Source organism: Flavobacterium luminosum, assembly GCF_023635005.1.
Classification (GTDB): Bacteria; Bacteroidota; Bacteroidia; order Flavobacteriales; family Flavobacteriaceae; genus Flavobacterium; species Flavobacterium luminosum.
In genome coordinates this window covers 230,448-247,910 of sequence record NZ_JAMLJM010000002.1, presented here as the reverse complement: position 1 = coordinate 247,910, position 17,463 = coordinate 230,448, and the positions used below count along the sequence as shown (strand labels likewise).

The 17,463-nt window shown below is 34.1% G+C and carries 18 protein-coding genes and 1 tRNA gene; 8 read left to right on the top strand and 11 right to left on the bottom strand.

The features are described from left to right. Nucleotides 1-39 precede the first annotated feature (39 nt). Nucleotides 40-432 carry an SRPBCC family protein gene (locus tag NAT50_RS04335; protein ID WP_250591835.1) on the bottom strand — a complete coding sequence of 131 codons (393 nt, stop codon included), beginning with the start codon at nucleotides 430-432 and terminating at the stop codon, nucleotides 40-42. Nucleotides 433-472: 40 nt separating this feature from the next. Next, nucleotides 473-1,120: an orotate phosphoribosyltransferase gene (gene pyrE, locus NAT50_RS04330; RefSeq protein WP_250591834.1), complete on the bottom strand. Its 648-nt coding sequence runs from the start codon at nucleotides 1,118-1,120 to the stop codon at nucleotides 473-475. A gap of 7 nt (nucleotides 1,121-1,127) precedes the next feature. Between pyrE and NAT50_RS04325 the strand changes: the two genes are divergently transcribed. Further along, a complete protein-coding gene (locus tag NAT50_RS04325; RefSeq protein ID WP_250591832.1) occupies nucleotides 1,128-1,739 on the top strand; it encodes an NUDIX hydrolase in 612 nt (203 codons plus the stop codon). Nucleotides 1,740-1,821: 82 nt separating this feature from the next. Here NAT50_RS04325 and NAT50_RS04320 read toward each other — a convergent pair whose 3' ends face one another. From NAT50_RS04320 to NAT50_RS04310, 3 genes are read right to left on the bottom strand one after another with little or no spacing between them, the layout of a single operon-like run. Further along, nucleotides 1,822-3,540, bottom strand: a complete 1,719-nt coding sequence (locus NAT50_RS04320) for a M14 family metallopeptidase (protein WP_250591830.1) — start codon at nucleotides 3,538-3,540, stop codon at nucleotides 1,822-1,824. A gap of 42 nt (nucleotides 3,541-3,582) precedes the next feature. Continuing rightward, a complete protein-coding gene (gene coaD, locus NAT50_RS04315) occupies nucleotides 3,583-4,041 on the bottom strand; it encodes a pantetheine-phosphate adenylyltransferase (protein ID WP_250591828.1) in 459 nt (152 codons plus the stop codon). A 6-nt stretch (nucleotides 4,042-4,047) separates the two neighbouring features. Then, complete coding sequence (locus tag NAT50_RS04310) at nucleotides 4,048-5,022, bottom strand: D-alanine--D-alanine ligase (protein ID WP_250591826.1); 975 nt, start codon at nucleotides 5,020-5,022, stop codon at nucleotides 4,048-4,050. A gap of 112 nt (nucleotides 5,023-5,134) precedes the next feature. Between NAT50_RS04310 and NAT50_RS04305 the strand changes: the two genes are divergently transcribed. The 4 genes from NAT50_RS04305 to NAT50_RS04290 all read left to right on the top strand — a co-directional run bounded on the left by NAT50_RS04305 (nucleotide 5,135) and on the right by NAT50_RS04290 (nucleotide 8,811). After that, the gene (locus NAT50_RS04305; RefSeq protein ID WP_250591824.1) at nucleotides 5,135-5,743 is read left to right on the top strand and encodes a PASTA domain-containing protein; all 609 of its coding nucleotides are present in this window, start codon (nucleotides 5,135-5,137) and stop codon (nucleotides 5,741-5,743) included. A 2-nt stretch (nucleotides 5,744-5,745) separates the two neighbouring features. Next, complete coding sequence (locus tag NAT50_RS04300) at nucleotides 5,746-6,789, top strand: RluA family pseudouridine synthase (RefSeq protein WP_250591823.1); 1,044 nt, start codon at nucleotides 5,746-5,748, stop codon at nucleotides 6,787-6,789. A gap of 5 nt (nucleotides 6,790-6,794) precedes the next feature. Further along, entirely contained in the window at nucleotides 6,795-7,379 is a 585-nt protein-coding gene (locus NAT50_RS04295; protein WP_250591821.1) for a DUF3667 domain-containing protein, read from the top strand. A gap of 445 nt (nucleotides 7,380-7,824) precedes the next feature. Further along, nucleotides 7,825-8,811, top strand: a complete 987-nt coding sequence (locus NAT50_RS04290; protein ID WP_250592028.1) for a M28 family metallopeptidase — start codon at nucleotides 7,825-7,827, stop codon at nucleotides 8,809-8,811. A gap of 82 nt (nucleotides 8,812-8,893) precedes the next feature. Here NAT50_RS04290 and NAT50_RS04285 read toward each other — a convergent pair. The 4 genes from NAT50_RS04285 to NAT50_RS04270 all read right to left on the bottom strand — a co-directional run bounded on the left by NAT50_RS04285 (nucleotide 8,894) and on the right by NAT50_RS04270 (nucleotide 11,314). Next, a tRNA-His gene (locus tag NAT50_RS04285) sits at nucleotides 8,894-8,970 on the bottom strand. Nucleotides 8,971-9,086: 116 nt separating this feature from the next. After that, nucleotides 9,087-9,803 carry a bacillithiol biosynthesis deacetylase BshB1 gene (gene bshB1, locus NAT50_RS04280; RefSeq protein WP_250591819.1) on the bottom strand — a complete coding sequence of 239 codons (717 nt, stop codon included), beginning with the start codon at nucleotides 9,801-9,803 and terminating at the stop codon, nucleotides 9,087-9,089. 27 nt (nucleotides 9,804-9,830) lie between these two features. Then, nucleotides 9,831-10,889, bottom strand: a complete 1,059-nt coding sequence (locus tag NAT50_RS04275; protein ID WP_250591817.1) for a chorismate-binding protein — start codon at nucleotides 10,887-10,889, stop codon at nucleotides 9,831-9,833. 2 nt (nucleotides 10,890-10,891) lie between these two features. Beyond that, nucleotides 10,892-11,314 carry a PaaI family thioesterase gene (locus tag NAT50_RS04270; protein ID WP_250591815.1) on the bottom strand — a complete coding sequence of 141 codons (423 nt, stop codon included), beginning with the start codon at nucleotides 11,312-11,314 and terminating at the stop codon, nucleotides 10,892-10,894. 118 nt (nucleotides 11,315-11,432) lie between these two features. Here NAT50_RS04270 and NAT50_RS04265 point away from each other — a divergent pair, with 118 nt between their 5' ends. Continuing rightward, the gene (locus NAT50_RS04265) at nucleotides 11,433-12,992 is read left to right on the top strand and encodes a hypothetical protein (protein WP_250591814.1); all 1,560 of its coding nucleotides are present in this window, start codon (nucleotides 11,433-11,435) and stop codon (nucleotides 12,990-12,992) included. A 55-nt stretch (nucleotides 12,993-13,047) separates the two neighbouring features. Here the strand turns inward: NAT50_RS04265 and glyA are convergent, their stop codons facing one another. Then, nucleotides 13,048-14,322: a serine hydroxymethyltransferase gene (glyA, locus tag NAT50_RS04260; RefSeq protein ID WP_250591813.1), complete on the bottom strand. Its 1,275-nt coding sequence runs from the start codon at nucleotides 14,320-14,322 to the stop codon at nucleotides 13,048-13,050. A gap of 113 nt (nucleotides 14,323-14,435) precedes the next feature. Between glyA and fahA the strand changes: the two genes are divergently transcribed. Then, complete coding sequence (fahA, locus tag NAT50_RS04255; RefSeq protein WP_250591812.1) at nucleotides 14,436-15,719, top strand: fumarylacetoacetase; 1,284 nt, start codon at nucleotides 14,436-14,438, stop codon at nucleotides 15,717-15,719. 94 nt (nucleotides 15,720-15,813) lie between these two features. Next, the gene (locus NAT50_RS04250) at nucleotides 15,814-17,001 is read left to right on the top strand and encodes a hypothetical protein (protein WP_250591811.1); all 1,188 of its coding nucleotides are present in this window, start codon (nucleotides 15,814-15,816) and stop codon (nucleotides 16,999-17,001) included. Nucleotides 17,002-17,046: 45 nt separating this feature from the next. Here the strand turns inward: NAT50_RS04250 and ytxJ are convergent, their stop codons facing one another. After that, nucleotides 17,047-17,433, bottom strand: a complete 387-nt coding sequence (gene ytxJ, locus NAT50_RS04245) for a bacillithiol system redox-active protein YtxJ (RefSeq protein WP_250591810.1) — start codon at nucleotides 17,431-17,433, stop codon at nucleotides 17,047-17,049. Nucleotides 17,434-17,463 lie beyond the last annotated feature (30 nt).

Below are 17,463 nucleotides of genomic sequence, written 5' to 3'. Positions count from 1 at the left end.
CGAGTTCAATTGGGATCATATTTATTTTTGAATCTGTTTTTATAACTTATTCATATTTTGTGCTAACGTCTCTATAAACTTAGAGATTGGCCCTTTGATCATCATAGCCATCATAGCATTAAATTCACCATCAAAAACCAATTGTATTTCGGTCGCCTCAGCACCATTTTCATTAAGATTTGCGGTTAATGTGAATGGTAATTTATCAGAAGCTGCTCCTAAAACAATTTTAGAATTTGGCGTTTTATCTTTCATTTTCAATTTAATTTCAGGCATTCCTTTCAATCCGAAAATAAAAGCATTCTCATCTAGAACTTCAAATTTTGCAATGTTTTCCGGCATTAATTTCTCGAAGTTTTTCACTTGAGACAACTCATTAAATAAATATTCAGCAGATTTTGGTACGGATACTTTTGGGCTTTCTAAATTCATCTTTGTTATATCATTAATTTTTTTAAAATTCTCTACAAAATTATACTTCAATATTCCATTCGGAAGGATTTTTACGCCATTCTTTTAGAGTATCTTGCTCCGCTTCGGTGATGTACTCTTTTGCAACGGCTAAATCTAAAAGATTTTCATAGTTGCTCAATGTGTACAAATCTACATTAGCACTCTTAAAGTTTTCTACTGCCACTTCAAATCCATAAGAAAAAATGGCTGCCATCCCTTTAACATTTGCTCCTTCATTTCTCAAGGCTTCTACGGCTAAAAGACTACTATTTCCGGTACTAATTAAATCTTCTACTACTACCACATTTTGTCCTTTTTGCAAAAAACCTTCCACTTGGTTCATACGACCATGTTTTTTAGGTTCTGGGCGAACATAAACAAAAGGAAGACCTAAATCTTCGGCTACCAAAACACCAATGCCTATAGCTCCTGTGGCTACTCCAGCAATAACGTCTGGTTTCCCAAACTGTTTTTCGATGTTCTTCGCAAATTCGTCTCTAATGTAATTTCGGATTGCCGGAAATGAAAGAATTATCCTATTATCACAATAAATTGGAGATTTCCAACCTGATGCCCATGTAAAAGGATTTTTAGAATTCAATTTAATTGCATTTATTTGTAAAAGCAATTCGGCAGTTTTACTAGCTGTGTCTTTATTAAAAATCATACTGCAAATGTATAAAGTTTTTGTAAACGATAAACCTCTTTTCTTAACAAATCAGATTGTTAAGGAAACCGATTTCAAATTTTTCCTACTGGAAAGCATCGATATTGAACAACTTATTGTGAATTATTTTCAACATAAAATACACAAAGCTTATCTATATCATCCGGACGAAAAAGAAATTATAAAAAAATTAAAAGAGAAAATTCCTGTTAATAAAGCTGGAGGTGGTTTAGTTTATAATAAAAAAGGAGAAGTTTTATTTATTTTAAGAAATGGAAAGTGGGATTTACCCAAAGGAGGTCTTAATAAATACGAAGAAATTGAAGATGCCGCTAAAAGAGAAGTTGAGGAAGAAACAGGAGTAAGTAACTTAAAAATTACAAAAAAACTTCAAAAAACGTATCATATCTTCAAACGTAACGGTAAGTACAAACTAAAGATTACGCAATGGTACGAAATGCACACCGATTTTGAAGGACCGCTTGTAGGACAAGCAGAAGAAGGAATAGAAAAAGTGGCTTGGCTAAATCCTGAAGAAATTGAAAGCGCTCTGAAAAATTCCTACGAGAATATCAAATTATTATTTGAAGAAGAAAAAAAATACAGTCTTAAAAACTAAAAAAACAACCACTTTCGTGGTTGTTTTTTTTTGTCTTTTAGTTCCAATTCTAATAAATCGTTAATCTTTAAATAGAAACCAATTAGTTTACGATACGGTATATAGGATATTGCAAATGTGCTTTTTCGTAATACACCGAATTTTTATGTATCCAATCTAATTGTGCTGGAGGATTTTTCAAAAATTCAGGATCTCTTTTAAGTTTCTCTTCAAACTGTTTCTTCAATTCTGGATTTTCCTGAAAAAGTTTTGCTGCTAAATCTTCAAATAAATAATCTGAATACCCTTCTTTTTGCTGTAAAATCGTATCGAAAAAATTCCAATTAAAAAAAGAATCAACCATTTCCGGTTCTAAGACTTCCAATAAATACTTAATAGCTGGCTGATTCGTTGGAAAAATATAATCTCCTTTGAAAAATTGAATCTTTTCTTTCGTAGAGCTAACTACGGTATTTCGATGCAAATAATGTCCTTCGTATGCTTGTGAAGAAGTCTTATAATCAACGATACGATAACTTTCTACCTCTATTACCGAATCTTTTTTAAGTACTTTATATTGACATTGATTCAATTTTAATAACTCTACAATATTGAACCATGCTTTTGGTACAATATACGCATCTGGAATTACGATATCTTTCGTTGGTTTGTAGTGCGTGTAGAAATTAATTTCTTTGTCAAAAGGTTGGCTTCGATCGTAGTACAAACGATTTCCGGTAGTAACATCACTTTTTTTAATTTTTCCTTCATAACCCAAAAAGCGTCGTTTTTGTACTTTAGAAGAATCTATAACCCAAGCATAAGGATAACGTTTCTTGGGTTGAAAAAGATCTGCGTTTCTTTTTCGTATTTCTTTTATGGTTTTTACATTAGAATCGGCATATTTCAAGGTGCTAACCATAAATTCATAGGTCACTTTTACGCGACTCGCATAGTCTTTCCACATGTGTGTTTCTACCACATATCCAATCGTATTGAACAATGAAGTATATCCAGTGGTGTATCTTGGCGATTCATTAAACTGAGCAAAACCTTTATCTGGTGTACTACCCCAAACATTTACATAAGGTGCACTTTCAATATTTTTTGATTTTAAATCGTTCTCAATACTTGGAATCATTTCTTTATTCATAAAATCCCCTAACTCCTTCCCTATTTTACTAGGCTCAGTCTGGATGAATGTCAACACATATTGATAATCTGCACCATTACTTACGTGATTGTCTATAAACACATCGGGAGTAACAGCATGAAAAATTTCAATCAGTGCTTTAGTGTTTTTGGTATCCGCTTTGATCATATCGCGGTTTAAATCATAATTTCGAGAGTTTCCTCTAAAACCGTATTCTTCTGGTCCATTTTGATTGGTTCGCCAAGTAGAATTTCTATTCAGAAGACCTCCTATATTATATACAGGAACAACAACTAAAATAGTATTTTGTGGCACGCTAATTTTGGAGGTAGCCAAATCGCGGAGTAAAAGCATCGAAGCATCAACACCATCAGGTTCTCCGGCGTGAATGGCATTAATAACCAAGACTACACTCTTATTCGGATTTTTATAATCAAATTTACCATCAGCACTATACGAAACAATATGCAAAGGATTTCCACTATCTTCGGTGCTCATTTCTTGCATTTTGACAGTTTTAAAATCACGATCCAATAATTGAAAGAAAGAGATCACCTCTTTATAAGTAGCCGATTGATTACCATTACCTTTTTCAAAAAAAGTTTGATATTTAGTTTGACCAAATCCAAAAAAGGAAGATAAAACGAGAAATGTGAATAGTTTTTTCATGATGACAAAAAAAGCAAAGAAAACCCTTTGCTTGTTATTATATTAGAATTTGACTTCAACCGCTGGTGGCACTAACACTTTATAGTTTCCTCCGTTACGAATTACATCTCGTACTATACTTGAACTAATATATGAAGTATCTGCTGCTGTTAGAAGGAAAACGGTTTCAATTTTAGATAACTTTCTATTGGTATGAGCAATAGCTTTTTCAAATTCAAAATCTGCAGGATTGCGCAACCCGCGAAGAATGTAATCTGCTTCAAACTTTCTACAGATATCAATGGTTAATCCTTCATAGGTAATAACAGAAACTGTGTCCTCGTGTTTAAATGTTTCTTCAATAAATCGTTTGCGTTCTTCTAGAGGAAACATGTATTTTTTTTCAGCATTAACGCCAATGGCAACAATAATCTCATCAAACAACGGAATACTTCTGTTGATGATATCCAAATGGCCTAGTGTGATAGGATCGAAGGATCCTGGAAAAATAGCTCTACGCATAATTATTTATTTTTTTAAAGCCAATTCTATTGCATTCGAAAATAGATCTTGTAATGAAATACCAGCCTCTTTAGCTTGCTGTGGAATTAAACTCTCATTGGTTAATCCGGGAATGGTATTCATTTCCAACATGTGAGGTTCTCCGTTTACCAAAATATATTCGCTACGAGAAAATCCACTCATTTTTAAAACTTCGTAGGCTTTTTTAGCTACTTCACGCACTCTTTTTTCAATTTCCGGGCTAATTCTAGCTGGAGTAATTTCTTGAGATTTTCCTAAATATTTAGCTTCATAATCGAAAAAGTCATTTTCTGATACAATTTCAGTAATTGGCAACACAATTATTTCGCCTTTGTAATTAATTACTCCAACCGAAACTTCTGTCCCATCCAGAAAACTTTCTATAATAATTTCATTATCTTCCTTATAAGCCGCTTCTATCGCAGCCATAAAATCAGCTTTTTGGTGTACTTTAGAGATACCGAAACTAGATCCCGATTTATTCGGTTTCACAAAACACGGCAAACCCACTTTCTCGATAATTGCATCAACATCTATTACATCTCCCTCATTCAAATAATAAGAAGTAGCTGTTTTTATGCCATACGGTTTTAGTACAGATAACATATCTCGCTTATTAAACGTTAAAGCAGCTTGATAGTAATCACAAGAAGTTTGCTTAATGTTTAACAATTCAAAATAGGCTTGCATCAACCCGTCTTCACCTGGTGTTCCATGAATAGCATTAAACACACAGTCAAAAGTAATTTTCTGACCGTTAACCGTTACTGAAAAATCATTTTTATCTATTGGGTATTCCACATTGTCATCGTCTACATAAACCCACTTTTCTTTGAAAATATGGATACGATATCCTTTGTATTTCGTTTGATCTAAGTTCTGATAAACAACATTTCCGCTCTTCAGCGAAATTTGGTACTCACTGGAGTAACCTCCCATAATGATGGCAATACTTTTCATATTTATTTTTTGTACTTGAACAAAAGTATCATTTTTTTGAATCAAAAGCCTTTCCTATTTTATATATTTTACACAAAAAATTTATGTAAGTTTGCAGTAAATCACTTTTAAAATGAGTTGGAAACGTTTTCTTTTAAGCTTTACTTTTTTCAAACAACTAGGGTTAGCCTTTTTAATTGTTTGTCTTTCAATGTTTTTATTTATGCAATGGATTAATTTCACTACCAATCATGGCGAAGAAATTACTGTTCCAAACCTAAGTAAACTAACGTTGGAAGAAGCGGAAGACAAATTAGACGAATTGGATTTAGATTATGAACTTTTAGATACCGTTGATTACGATCCTGCTTTCCCAAAACTGACTGTGGTACAACAAGATCCTCACCCTGGATCTAAAGTAAAAGAAAACCGTGTGATTTATGTAAAAATCAACGCTGAAACCTATGCAAAAGTTCGTTTACCGGAATTGGTTCAAAAAACTTACCGTCAGGCAGTTCCAACCTTAAAAGCGCTAGGTCTTGAAGTTGGTGACACCACTTATATTCCTAACCTTGCTAAAGACATGGTGTTAGAGATGAGAATGAACGGAAAAAAAGTAAGAGCCGGTCAACAGGTCTTAAAAATGTCAAAAATAGATTTAGTATTGGGAGATGGTAAAATAGGTTTCGATGAAGAAGAACTAGATAGTACCAATCAAATTGATTCAACTGTGATTGAATAAAAATGAATAAAGAAGTTTTTGAAAATGAAGAATTAGAGGACGAATTATATGAACATCATAAATTTATTTCGCCCAAAGGTCAATCTATACTGCGTGTAGATAAGTTTTTAATGCAACTTATTGAAAACGCTACTCGCAATAAAATACAACAAGCAGCTGAGAGAGGTAATATTTTTGCCAATGGCGTTCCGGTAAAATCTAATTACAAAGTGAAGCCTTTTGATGAAATTAAAGTAATGCTTTCGCATCCGCCTTTCGAAAACCATATTATTCCAGAAAATATACCGTTAGATATTGTATATGAAGATGATGCGCTATTGGTGATTAACAAACCTGTAGGTCTTGTGGTGCATCCTGGTCATGGAAATTATACTGGCACCTTAGTAAATGCTTTAGCCTATCATTTCGAAAATCTTCCCATGAATAGTAGCGAACGCCCAGGTTTGGTGCATCGTATTGATAAAAATACTTCGGGTTTACTAGTAATTGCCAAAACGGATGCTGCAATGGCTCATTTAGCCAAACAGTTTGAAGAAAAAACAACGGAACGAGAATATATTGCTATCGTTTGGGGAAATGTAAAAGAAGACGAAGGCACCATTGAAGGAAATTTAGCACGTCATGCCACCGATCGAATGCAAATGGCTGTTTATGCAGATCCAAACATCGGTAAGCCAGCTGTTACACACTATAAAGTATTAGAGCGTTTTGGCTATGTGACTTTGGTTTCTTGTATCCTAGAAACTGGGCGCACACACCAAATTAGAGCGCATATGAAACACATAGGACATCCGCTATTTAACGATGAGCGTTATGGAGGTCATTTGATCCTAAAAGGAACTACTTTCTCTAAATACAAGCAGTTTGTAGAAAATTGTTTCAAAATTTTACCGAGACAAGCCCTTCATGCTAAAACGTTAGGTTTTGAACATCCAGTAACCAAAAAATACATGCGATTTGATACAGAAATACCAAAAGATATGGCCGAATGTATTGAAAAATGGCGCGCGTATGCTAAATCACATGTTTTTAATCAGGAAGAATAAATAGTATGGGAAAACACGCAATTAGAAAAGACATGACTTGTTTAAACTGCGGACACGTAGTTGAGAAAAGATTTTGCCCTAATTGCGGACAAGAAAATATAGAAACTAAAGAATCTTTTTATTATCTATTTTTTCACACCATAGAAGACATTGTCCATTACGACAGTGCATTCTGGAAAACGATACGTTATTTATTATTGCATCCCGCAAAATTGACTCTAGAGTATTTGTCTGGAAAAAGAAAAAAATATGTAGCTCCTGTCAAACTCTATATTTTTATCAGTTTCCTTACATTTTTCTTATTGTCTTTATTAACCTCATTAGATCCTAATAAAACACAACCAATAACTTCCATTGGAGAAAATTTGCAGAAACAAAAAAATGAGGTTATTCAAATCGATAGTCTTGCCTTTGACCAAGAGTTTTTAGAACAAAAAACACCTGGTGAAAAATGGTTGTTGGATCGTTTAAAAAATGTAACCAAACAATCTCAAGACAAAGACTTTTCAGAAAAATTCTATAAATCCTTATACAGTAACATTCCTAAAGCATTGTTCTTGTTTTTACCGTTTTTCGCTTTTGTGCTTTAGCTCTTTCACAACAAGAAAAACTGGTATTATTTTGATAATGGAATTTTCACCATTCATTATTTCTCAATGCTATTGTTGTCTTATACCATCAATGCAACATTTATTTTCTTATTATCATGGTTTTTAGAACTTGAAACCCTTTCGGTAATAGAAAACTATTCTACTAACTTTCTATTCATGTGGTGGATTTTATATTTCTACAAAGCGCATCGTCTATTTTACAAGGAAAAGTTTTGGTTTTCGCTGTTTAAAGCTTCATTCATTGGCTTTATAAATCTTTTACTATTTTCTGTACTTATTCTTTTTTTGATAGCCTACAGTGCTCTAAATGTTAATTAATCCTAATTTTTATTGACTTTAACTTTGGATTTAATTACATTCGTTAACCAATTAAATCTATATGAAAAGAAGAATATTTATCTGGACTATTGCTTCGCTCTCATTTATGAGTGGCTTTGCACAGAATTCCATTACAACCAAACCTGTCAAGCCTGCCATTGTGAATTATATGAATTCTATCACGGCTGAAGAATTAAAAACACACTTATATATTGTTGCTTCCGATGAAATGCAAGGGAGAAACACTGGAGAAGAAGGACAAAAAAAGGCAGGAAAATACCTGATCGAACAATATGTAAAAAACGGAATATCTTTTCCTAAAGGGGCTTCCACTTTTTATCAACCAATTCCTTCCTCCTATTTCCAAAGAGCTTTTGCTCCTAAATTAGGTGATTCCGAAAATATTTGGGCTTTTATTGAAGGCTCTGAAAAACCGGATGAGATTCTTGTTATTTCTGCTCATTATGATCACGTGGGGATGAAAAATGGAGAAATATATAATGGTGCCGATGATGATGGATCTGGTACAGTGGCTCTACTTGAAATAGCTCAAGCATTTAAAAAAGCAAAAGACGAAGGTTTTGGACCTAAACGTTCTATTTTATTTTTACATGTAACTGGAGAAGAACACGGTTTACATGGTTCAAGATATTATTCAGAACATCCTCTTTTCCCTTTAGAGAAAACAATAGCCGACATCAATATAGACATGATTGGGCGTCGTGATGATTTTCATAAAGAAAGTAACAACTATGTTTATGTTATCGGTTCTGATTATTTATCGACCGATTTGTATAATATTACCGAAGAAGCTAATAAAAAGTACGTTAATTTGACGCTGGATTACAAATACAACGATCGTAACGATCCAAATCGTTTTTATTATCGCTCTGACCATTATAATTTTGCTAAACACAATATCCCATCGGTTTTTTTATTTAACGGTACACACGAAGATTACCATTTACCAGGTGATGATCCTAGTAAAATTGAATATGATGCGTTGGCAAAAAGAACTCAATTGGCTTTTACAATAGCATGGGAATTAGCTAACAGAAAAGATAGACCTGTGGTTGACAAAACAGGAAATTAAAAAAAAAACTCTGGTGAATACCAGAGTTTTTTTTTTATCCTTAAATTTTATGCATAAAAAAAGCCTTGATTTCTCAAGGCTTTGGGGTGAATGATGGGTCTCGAACCCACGACCTTCGGAACCACAATCCGACGCTCTAACCAACTGAGCTACAATCACCATTTAATTTTTTTTATGAAACTTTCAAACTTTGCTCGTTGAGCTTAGCATCAGCCTCATTTGCGAGTGCAAATATAAAACTAAAGTTCAGTTTTACAAAAAAAATTAGCAATATTTTACAATAAATTTTCTAAACTATTGACAGCCAAACATCTTTCAACTGTAAAACCTTCGGCATATTCAGTTCCAATTAGCCTTCCTAAGTCCTGAGCTCTATATTTAACACTCTCTAAAAAATTTTTAGAAGTTATTGGAGTTTCCGGTTCATTAGCTTTGGGATTATAAAACTGAGAAGAATAAGCTAGAATAGACTCCATCTTTATCTCCATAAATCCAGTAACATCTACCACAAAATCCGGTTCAATATTTTTCCATTGAATGTAATGATACACCAATTTTGGTCTCCAAGCCTCTTGAACATTCCCTTCCAGAGTTGTTTCAATTTTGGGTAATCCCGATAAAAAACACGCATCAGAAACCAGTTTACTTCCTTTTGCATGATCAATGTGTCTGTCGTCTATAGCATTACACAATACAATTTCAGGTTTGTATTTACGAATCATTTTAATGATTTCGCGCTGATGTACCTCATCATTAATAAAAAATCCGTCTCTAAATTTTAAATTCTCCCGAACTGATATTCCTAGTATTTCTGCTGCATTGGCTGCTTCGGTATCGCGAATTTCTGCAGAACCCCTAGTTCCTAATTCACCTCTGGTTAAATCGATAATTCCTACTTTTTTTCCTAAAGAAATTTCTTTAGCGATTGTAGCTGCACAACCCAATTCTACATCGTCTGGGTGAGCTCCAAAGGCAAGTATATCTAACTTCATTTATTTTACTTTTATTTTATTTATTACTTATAAAACCTTTTTCATGGTTTTTGACTTGTTCACAGTTTCGTACCACTCCGCTTCGGGATTACTATCTTTTGTAATACCACAACCCACAAATAATGCCACTGTTTCTTTATCTATCACTTTCATACATCGTAGGTTTACAAATAGATCTGTCGCTTCTTCGTTGGTATTGAAATTAAAATTTAATTCTCCCAAAAAGCCTGTATAAAATTCCCTTTGGTAGTTCTCATTTTTGATGATAAAATCTTTGGCCGTAAATTTAGGTAAACCACAAACGGCAGGTGTCGGATGGAGAATATCAATCACTTTCTTCAGATTTGAATCATGATTTATGATACCTTCTACATCAGTTCGGATATGCAGCAAATTTCCAGCTCTAGTTGTATAAGGATTTGATGCCATGACATTGAAGGTATGGGGTTTCAAATTCTCTAGAATAAAATCGGTTACAAATCCTTGTTCTTCTTTTTCTTTATCCTTCCAAAAAACCACTTCATCGCCTTGATAGGGTTGTGTGCCCGCCAATGCCATCGTATTAAAAACATTTCTTTTGGCCTGAATTAACTTTTCTGGAGTTGCCCCCATCCACTCGCCAATTTTAGGATGCGACCAATAATAACAAAAGGCAGAAGGATACAACTGTAACATTTTTTCAAAAGTATTTTCGACTTGAAAATCTTGAATCGTGACTGTTTCTTTTCTAGAAAGGACCACTTTGTCGAACTCCCCTCTTCTGATCGCAAAAATTCCTTTTTTTACTAACGAGATAAATTTTTCCTTTTCCGCTATATCCTCAGATTCGTTTTCTAGATGAGATTTTGGTTGATTTTCAAAATAAATACTATTGAATTTAACCTCAGATTTTTCGACTAGCATGATAACCGACATCCCGTCGAAAGGAGCAAAAACAAATCCTTTTTCCGAAAAACTATCTGAAAAATACAAATGATCGTCCTGCTGAAAGACACCTATTAATGTCTTGGAATGAGGTTTTCTATAAACCACAAAAGGCAATTGAAGTTTTTGATGCAAATGAACTTTTTCAAACAAACTTTTCATCGTTATCTTTTTGGCAAAATCATGTTGGTCAATTTACAAAGCGAAATCAAATTTTCCTGTTCATCGACAATTTTAATCTCCCACAAATGAATCGATCGGCCTTGGTGAATTATTTTTGCAGTGGCTGTAACCACACCTTCACGCTTGCTTCTTAAATGATTAGCAGAAATTTCGATTCCTCTTACCTCTTGTTTTTCATGATTAATAAACATTATGGAAGCAGCACTACCCACGCTTTCAGCTAAAGCTACGGTTGCTCCTCCGTGAAGTAATCCCATAGGCTGATGCACTTTTGGAGTTACCGGCATCGTGGCTACCAAATAACCTTCTCCAGCATCTACATATTCTATTCCTAGGGTTTCCATTAAGGTGTTTTTACACCAATCGTTACATTTTTTAAGAACTTTTTCTTTATCGAAAGACATAGTATTATTTTATCTTCCAAATTTACGAATTTTAAGATTATCAATAAAAAAAGAGACTAAAAAACAATTTCGTTCGTTCGTACTTTTTAACTATTTTTATCGAAATTTAATTCAAAAGATGCGCTATACTTTTCTGATTTTAATTGTACTTATTTCATGCCTCACTTCTTGCAGAAAAGACTTTGAAACGGTTGCCAGCAATGGACGCCTAGAGTTTTCTAGAGACACGGTTTATTTAGACACCGTGTTTACTAACATAAGTTCTAGCACTTATACCTTAAAAGTTTATAATAAAAGTAATGACGATATCCAAATTCCTTCTATTGCCTTAGAAAAAGGAGACAATTCGAAATACCGAATGATGGTGGATGGTATGACGGGACGAGACGGAAAAGGCACTTTTTTTGAAAATGTAGAAATATTAGCCAATGATAGTTTATATGTTTTCATTGAAGCTACTGCTGGTATTGAAGAAGCTAATCCAACTGACTTTCTTTACACCGATAAAATTTTATTTGATTCCGGGAGCCGTCAACAAGATGTTGATTTAGTCACTTTAATTCAGGATGCTTATTTCATTTATCCAAAGCGCACACCAAACACCGAGGGCGGTTATACTTATGAAGGACTGTCATTATCCGATAATGATCCAAAAATTACAGCCTATCTTTTGGATGAAAATGATCCAAAAAATGGTAACGAATTACATTTCAACAATACAAAACCGTATGTGATTTATGGTTTCCCAACAGTTCCAAGCAATAAAACACTAATTATTGATGCTGGAGCCAGAGTTCATTTTCACGATCAATCCGGTTTAATTGTTGCTAACAATGCCAGCATACATGTAAACGGAGCTCCTTCTATGACAGCAGCTTTGGAAAATGAAATTATTTTTGAAGGAGATCGACTAGAACCTGAATTTTCGGAGGTTCCTGGACAATGGTTTGCTGTGATTTTAACCGATGGCAGTACCAATAATCGCTTTAAGAATTTAACTATCAAAAATGCTACGGTTGGTCTATTTATACAAAATAACGACGGAACCAATGTTGAAATTGAAAACACCCAAATTTATAATTCTACTGTAGCGGGTATTTTAGCAAGAACTGGAAAAATTAACGGTAAGAATATTGTCATCAACAAAGCGGGTCAATATGCTTTGGCTTGTACTCTAGGCGGTAATTATACCTTTACTCATTGTACATTTGCCAATTATTGGTCAGGAGGACCACGTTCTACACCTAGCGTGTTATTAGATAATACCTTTAGCGATGGTGAAACGCTCTTTATTGCTCCTTTAGAAAAGGCTACGTTTACCAATTCTATTATCTACGGCACCAACAGTATCGAGATTGGATTGAAAAAAAATGATGCCGCTGCTTTTAATTTCGACATTAGCTATAGTTTAATCCGATTTAGCGACACCAATAATCAATTTACTGATGCAATCTATGATTTTGTAAAAAATCCAACTTCGAAAAATAATATTGTGAGTAATTTTAGAACTCCTAATGAGCCTAAATTTAAGAATCCGCAAAAAAATAATTTGAAAATATTATCAACTTCTTCCGTTATAGGAAAAGGAAATCCCGATTTAATAATTCCCTTTGACGTAGATAATGTTTTTAGAACCTCTCCACCAGACCTTGGAGCCTATCAACATTTGAATGAATAAAAAAACTCCCGTAATAAGATACGGGAGTTTTTTGTTATAGAATATTGTGAATTTTCTAGAAAACAAACATTGCTCTTTCGCTCATCATTTCGTTTACCTCATCTGCAACCTCTTCAATAACTTCTTCGTTAGTATGATTCATCAACACTCTGTCGATTAAATCAACTACTTTTTCCATATCAGCTTCCACTAGTCCACGAGTAGTTATAGCTGGAGTACCTACACGGATTCCAGATGTTACGAATGGAGATTTATCATCAAAAGGAACCATGTTTTTATTTACCGTAATTTCAGCTTTCACCAAAGCATTTTCAGCTTCTTTTCCTGAAATATTCTTATTACGTAAATCGATTAACATCATGTGATTATCTGTACCTCCTGAAATGATGTTATAACCTCTCTTTATAAAAGCCTCAGCCATCGCTTTAGCATTTTTTTGAACCTGCATTGCGTAAGTAAAGAACTCATCTGTTAAACATTCTCCAAAAGCAACAGCCTTAGCCGCGATAATATGCATTAAAGGTCCTCCTTGATTACCTGGGAATACAGACATATCTAAAACATGAGACATCATTCTGATTTCACCTTTTGGTGTAGTTAATCCCCAAGGATTTTCGAAATCTTTACCCATCATAATCATACCTCCACGTGGTCCACGTAAAGTTTTGTGAGTTGTCGTTGTTACAATATGACAATGAGGAATTGGGTCATTTAATAATCCTTTAGCAATTAATCCTGCTGGGTGAGAAATATCCGCCATTAGAATTGCTCCTACTGAATCAGCAATTTCACGGAAACGTTTAAAATCCATGTCGCGAGAATAAGCCGAAGCACCAGCAATGATTAATTTAGGTTGCTCTTTAGTAGCAATTTCTTGAATTTTATCATAATTCAACATTCCTGTTTCTGGTTCTACTCCATAGAAAACTGGATTGTATAATTTACCAGAAAAGTTAACCGGCGAACCATGAGTTAAGTGACCTCCATGAGATAAATCAAAACCTAAGATTTTATCACCCGGTTTCAAACAAGCTGCAAAAACCGCTGTGTTGGCTTGTGAGCCAGAGTGTGGCTGTACATTCACATACTCAGCGCCAAAAAGTGCTTTAGCTCTGTCGATAGCAATTTGTTCTACAATATCTACTACCTCACATCCTCCGTAATATCTTTTTCCAGGATAACCCTCAGCATACTTATTGGTTAAACATGAACCAGCAGCTTCCATAACCTGATCGCTCACAAAATTTTCTGAGGCGATAAGCTCTATACCGTGAATTTGTCTATCTTGCTCGTCAAGAATTAAGTCAAAAATTTGTTCGTCGCGTCGCATTTTAATTAAAATTTGTTAAATACCCGTCAAAAGTACGAAAAGTGTTTGGTTTAATCTTAATAGAAGTTATATTTGAACATTGAAAATAAAGTTTTATAACAAAAAAATATACTATGGGTATAACCGCTAACAATCCAGACAGAAAATCATGGCTAGAAATTGCTCCCGAGAGTGATTTCCCTATTCAGAATATTCCTTTTGGTGTTTTCTTAACCAAAGAGAACATCGTTACTGTAGGAACTCGTCTAGGAGATTTTGCCATAGATTTAGGTGCTTTGCAGCAATTAGGATACTTTGAAGGGATAGAACTAACAGACGATGTTTTTCTTCAAGATACTTTGAATGATTTTATTTCTGATGGAAAAAAAACTTGGCGTTTGGTACGTAATCGAATTGCAGACATTTTTGACGCGGAAAACCCAGCTTTAAGAGACAATAAAAAACACCGTGATGTGGTAATTTTCAAAATGGAAGACGTAGAAATGCAACTTCCGGTTTTTATTGGAGATTACACCGATTTCTATTCTAGTAAAGAACACGCCACCAACGTAGGAAAAATGTTCCGTGACCCAGAAAATGCTTTACTACCTAACTGGCTACACATTCCAGTAGGATACCACGGTCGTAGTTCTACTATTGTTCCATCAGGTATACCGGTACATCGTCCTATGGGACAAACCATGCCAGCAGATGCAACAACACCAGTTTTTGGTCCTTCGCGATTAGTGGATTTCGAATTGGAAACTGCTTTTATCACTACTGATGCCAACATTATGGGTGAAAATATTCCGGTTAACGAAGCTGAAGATCATATCTTTGGCATGGTTTTACTGAATGATTGGAGCGCTAGAGATATTCAAAAATGGGAGTATGTGCCTCTTGGTCCTTTTCTTGCCAAAAATTTCGCCTCTTCAATATCACCTTGGATCGTAACTATGGATGCATTAGAGCCATTCCGTTGTGAACAACCAAAACAGGAACCAGCACCACTCCCTTACTTACAACAAGAAGGAAATCATGCTTTCGATATTAATTTACAGGTAGCGATTGCTCCAGAAAATACAGAAGAAACAGTGGTTTGTAATTCAAACCTGAAATATATGTATTGGACAATGAGTCAACAATTGGCTCACCATACTATCAACGGATGTCGAATAAATTCAGGAGACATGATGGGTTCTGGAACCATTTCTGGACCTACAGAAGATTCTTTCGGATCGATGTTGGAACTCACTTGGGGCGGAAAAAACCCAATCCCAATGAAAGATGGTACTGAAAGAAAATTTATTAATGATGGTGATACCGTAATCATTAGAGGTTATTGCAAAAATGATACAATACGTATTGGTTTTGGAGAAGTATCTACTAAACTTCTACCTCCTATAACAACTAAATAAAACATTTAAAAAAACTCCAAAGAATTGGAGTTTTTTTTTTGGCCTAGTCTTTGCTTTATCAAATACATACCTATCTTTGTTAAAATTTCCATTTATGAAAAAAATTACTTTTTTAATTTTATCTATTACAATATTAGCCAGTTGCAGCGGAGTAAAAAAAACGCAATCTTTTTTAAGCGACGGTAATTATGATGCAGCTATCAATCGTTCAGTTGAAGCTCTTAAAACCAATAAAACCTCTAAAGGTAAACAAGAATATGTGTACTTGTTAGAAGAAGCTTTTGCCAAAGCTAAAGAGAAGGATCTTCGCAATATCGATATGTTAGAGAAATCGAACAATCCTGCTAATTTTGAAAAAATATACAATACGTATCTTCAATTAGAAAATCGTCAGGAAAGAATCCGTCCTCTTTTACCTTTGCCTTTATTGCATGAAAAGCGTAATGCTATCTTCCCTTTTGATGATTACTCTAATTCAATTACCAAAACACGCGAAGCTTTGTCTAAATACTTATATGACAATTCTAAGGGATTGATGAAACAAAACAACAAAATGAGTTTCAGACAAGCGTATGATGATTTAGCCTACCTAGATCAGTTAAATCCTAACTACAAAGATGTCAAAAAACTAATGGAGGAAGCTCTTTTCAGAGGAACTGACTTTGTATATGTATATACTAAAAATGAAACCAACATGATCATTCCGGCTCGTTTGCAAAGTGATTTATTGGATTTTAGTACTTTTGGTTTAAACGACAAATGGACCGTTTATCACAACAATAAAGTAAAAGAGATTAAATATGATTTTGGAATGATTGTTAATTTCCGTCAGATTAACATTTCTCCGGAACAAGTAAAAGAGCGTGAATTCATTAAAGAAAAACAAATTGTTGATGGACAAAAGCCTTTATTAGACGCAAATGGTAATCAAACCAAAGACGAAAAAGGCAATGTGATTATGGTGGACAATTTAAAAACAGTACGTGCTACGATTTATGAATTCAAACAATACAAAGCAGCACAAGTAACTGCAAAAGTGGATTATATTGATTTTAGAACCAACCAATTAATTGATGCTTTCCCTCTTTCAAGCGAATTTGTATTCGAATATATTTATGCTAACTATAACGGAGATAAAAATGCTTGCGATGCTGATTATTTACAATATTTTGGTCGACGCGCTGTACCGTTTCCAAGCAACGAACAAATGGTTTATGATTCAGGAGAAGATCTGAAAGCAAAATTAAAAAGTATTATTACCCGAAATAAATTCAGAAGATAACAACAAAAAAATCCGAAACAGTGAAACTATTTCGGATTTTTTATTTTAAACAAATTTTTTCAGATCTTCAGCATCAATAGCATCATGTGAAGCATCGTAAACCGAAAAGCCGTCTTTAAGAACAATCATTTGAGGCGACTGGTGCATTACATTAAAACGCACCGCAATTTCATTAGAAATAGGACGATATTCTAACAAATCCAAAAAATAAGGTTTAACCTTTTCATGCAAATCAAATTGATTTTCAAACTGTTTTAAAGCTGTCCTACTTATAATACAACGCGTACTGTGCTTAAAAATAACCACAGGTTGTTCCTTCGACTCTTCTTCAAGAGTACTGAGCTGGTCTATTTCAGTCAAATAATTCCACTGAACTTTAGAAGCCTCTGATGGCTTCTCATCATTACCAAAAAAACTTTTAAAAAAACTCATCTGTATATTTTTATCTTTTTGAAACTTAAA

What these genes read in the sequence shown, in the direction of transcription:
- NAT50_RS04250 (WP_250591811.1), top strand. Translation starts at nt 15,814, where the DNA reads ATGAAAAAAATTACTTTTTTAATTTTATCTATTACAATATTAGCCAGT.
- NAT50_RS04310 (WP_250591826.1), bottom strand. Translation starts at nt 5,022, where the DNA reads ATGAAAAGTATTGCCATCATTATGGGAGGTTACTCCAGTGAGTACCAA.
- NAT50_RS04335 (WP_250591835.1), bottom strand. Translation starts at nt 432, where the DNA reads ATGAATTTAGAAAGCCCAAAAGTATCCGTACCAAAATCTGCTGAATAT.
- glyA (WP_250591813.1), bottom strand. Translation starts at nt 14,322, where the DNA reads ATGCGACGCGACGAACAAATTTTTGACTTAATTCTTGACGAGCAAGAT.
- NAT50_RS04290 (WP_250592028.1), top strand. Translation starts at nt 7,825, where the DNA reads ATGAGTGGCTTTGCACAGAATTCCATTACAACCAAACCTGTCAAGCCT.
- NAT50_RS04305 (WP_250591824.1), top strand. Translation starts at nt 5,135, where the DNA reads ATGAGTTGGAAACGTTTTCTTTTAAGCTTTACTTTTTTCAAACAACTA.
- bshB1 (WP_250591819.1), bottom strand. Translation starts at nt 9,803, where the DNA reads ATGAAGTTAGATATACTTGCCTTTGGAGCTCACCCAGACGATGTAGAA.
- NAT50_RS04295 (WP_250591821.1), top strand. Translation starts at nt 6,795, where the DNA reads ATGGGAAAACACGCAATTAGAAAAGACATGACTTGTTTAAACTGCGGA.
- fahA (WP_250591812.1), top strand. Translation starts at nt 14,436, where the DNA reads ATGGGTATAACCGCTAACAATCCAGACAGAAAATCATGGCTAGAAATT.
- coaD (WP_250591828.1), bottom strand. Translation starts at nt 4,041, where the DNA reads ATGCGTAGAGCTATTTTTCCAGGATCCTTCGATCCTATCACACTAGGC.
- NAT50_RS04300 (WP_250591823.1), top strand. Translation starts at nt 5,746, where the DNA reads ATGAATAAAGAAGTTTTTGAAAATGAAGAATTAGAGGACGAATTATAT.
- pyrE (WP_250591834.1), bottom strand. Translation starts at nt 1,120, where the DNA reads ATGATTTTTAATAAAGACACAGCTAGTAAAACTGCCGAATTGCTTTTA.
- NAT50_RS04265 (WP_250591814.1), top strand. Translation starts at nt 11,433, where the DNA reads ATGCGCTATACTTTTCTGATTTTAATTGTACTTATTTCATGCCTCACT.
- NAT50_RS04320 (WP_250591830.1), bottom strand. Translation starts at nt 3,540, where the DNA reads ATGAAAAAACTATTCACATTTCTCGTTTTATCTTCCTTTTTTGGATTT.
- NAT50_RS04270 (WP_250591815.1), bottom strand. Translation starts at nt 11,314, where the DNA reads ATGTCTTTCGATAAAGAAAAAGTTCTTAAAAAATGTAACGATTGGTGT.
- NAT50_RS04275 (WP_250591817.1), bottom strand. Translation starts at nt 10,889, where the DNA reads ATGAAAAGTTTGTTTGAAAAAGTTCATTTGCATCAAAAACTTCAATTG.
- ytxJ (WP_250591810.1), bottom strand. Translation starts at nt 17,433, where the DNA reads ATGAGTTTTTTTAAAAGTTTTTTTGGTAATGATGAGAAGCCATCAGAG.
- NAT50_RS04325 (WP_250591832.1), top strand. Translation starts at nt 1,128, where the DNA reads ATGTATAAAGTTTTTGTAAACGATAAACCTCTTTTCTTAACAAATCAG.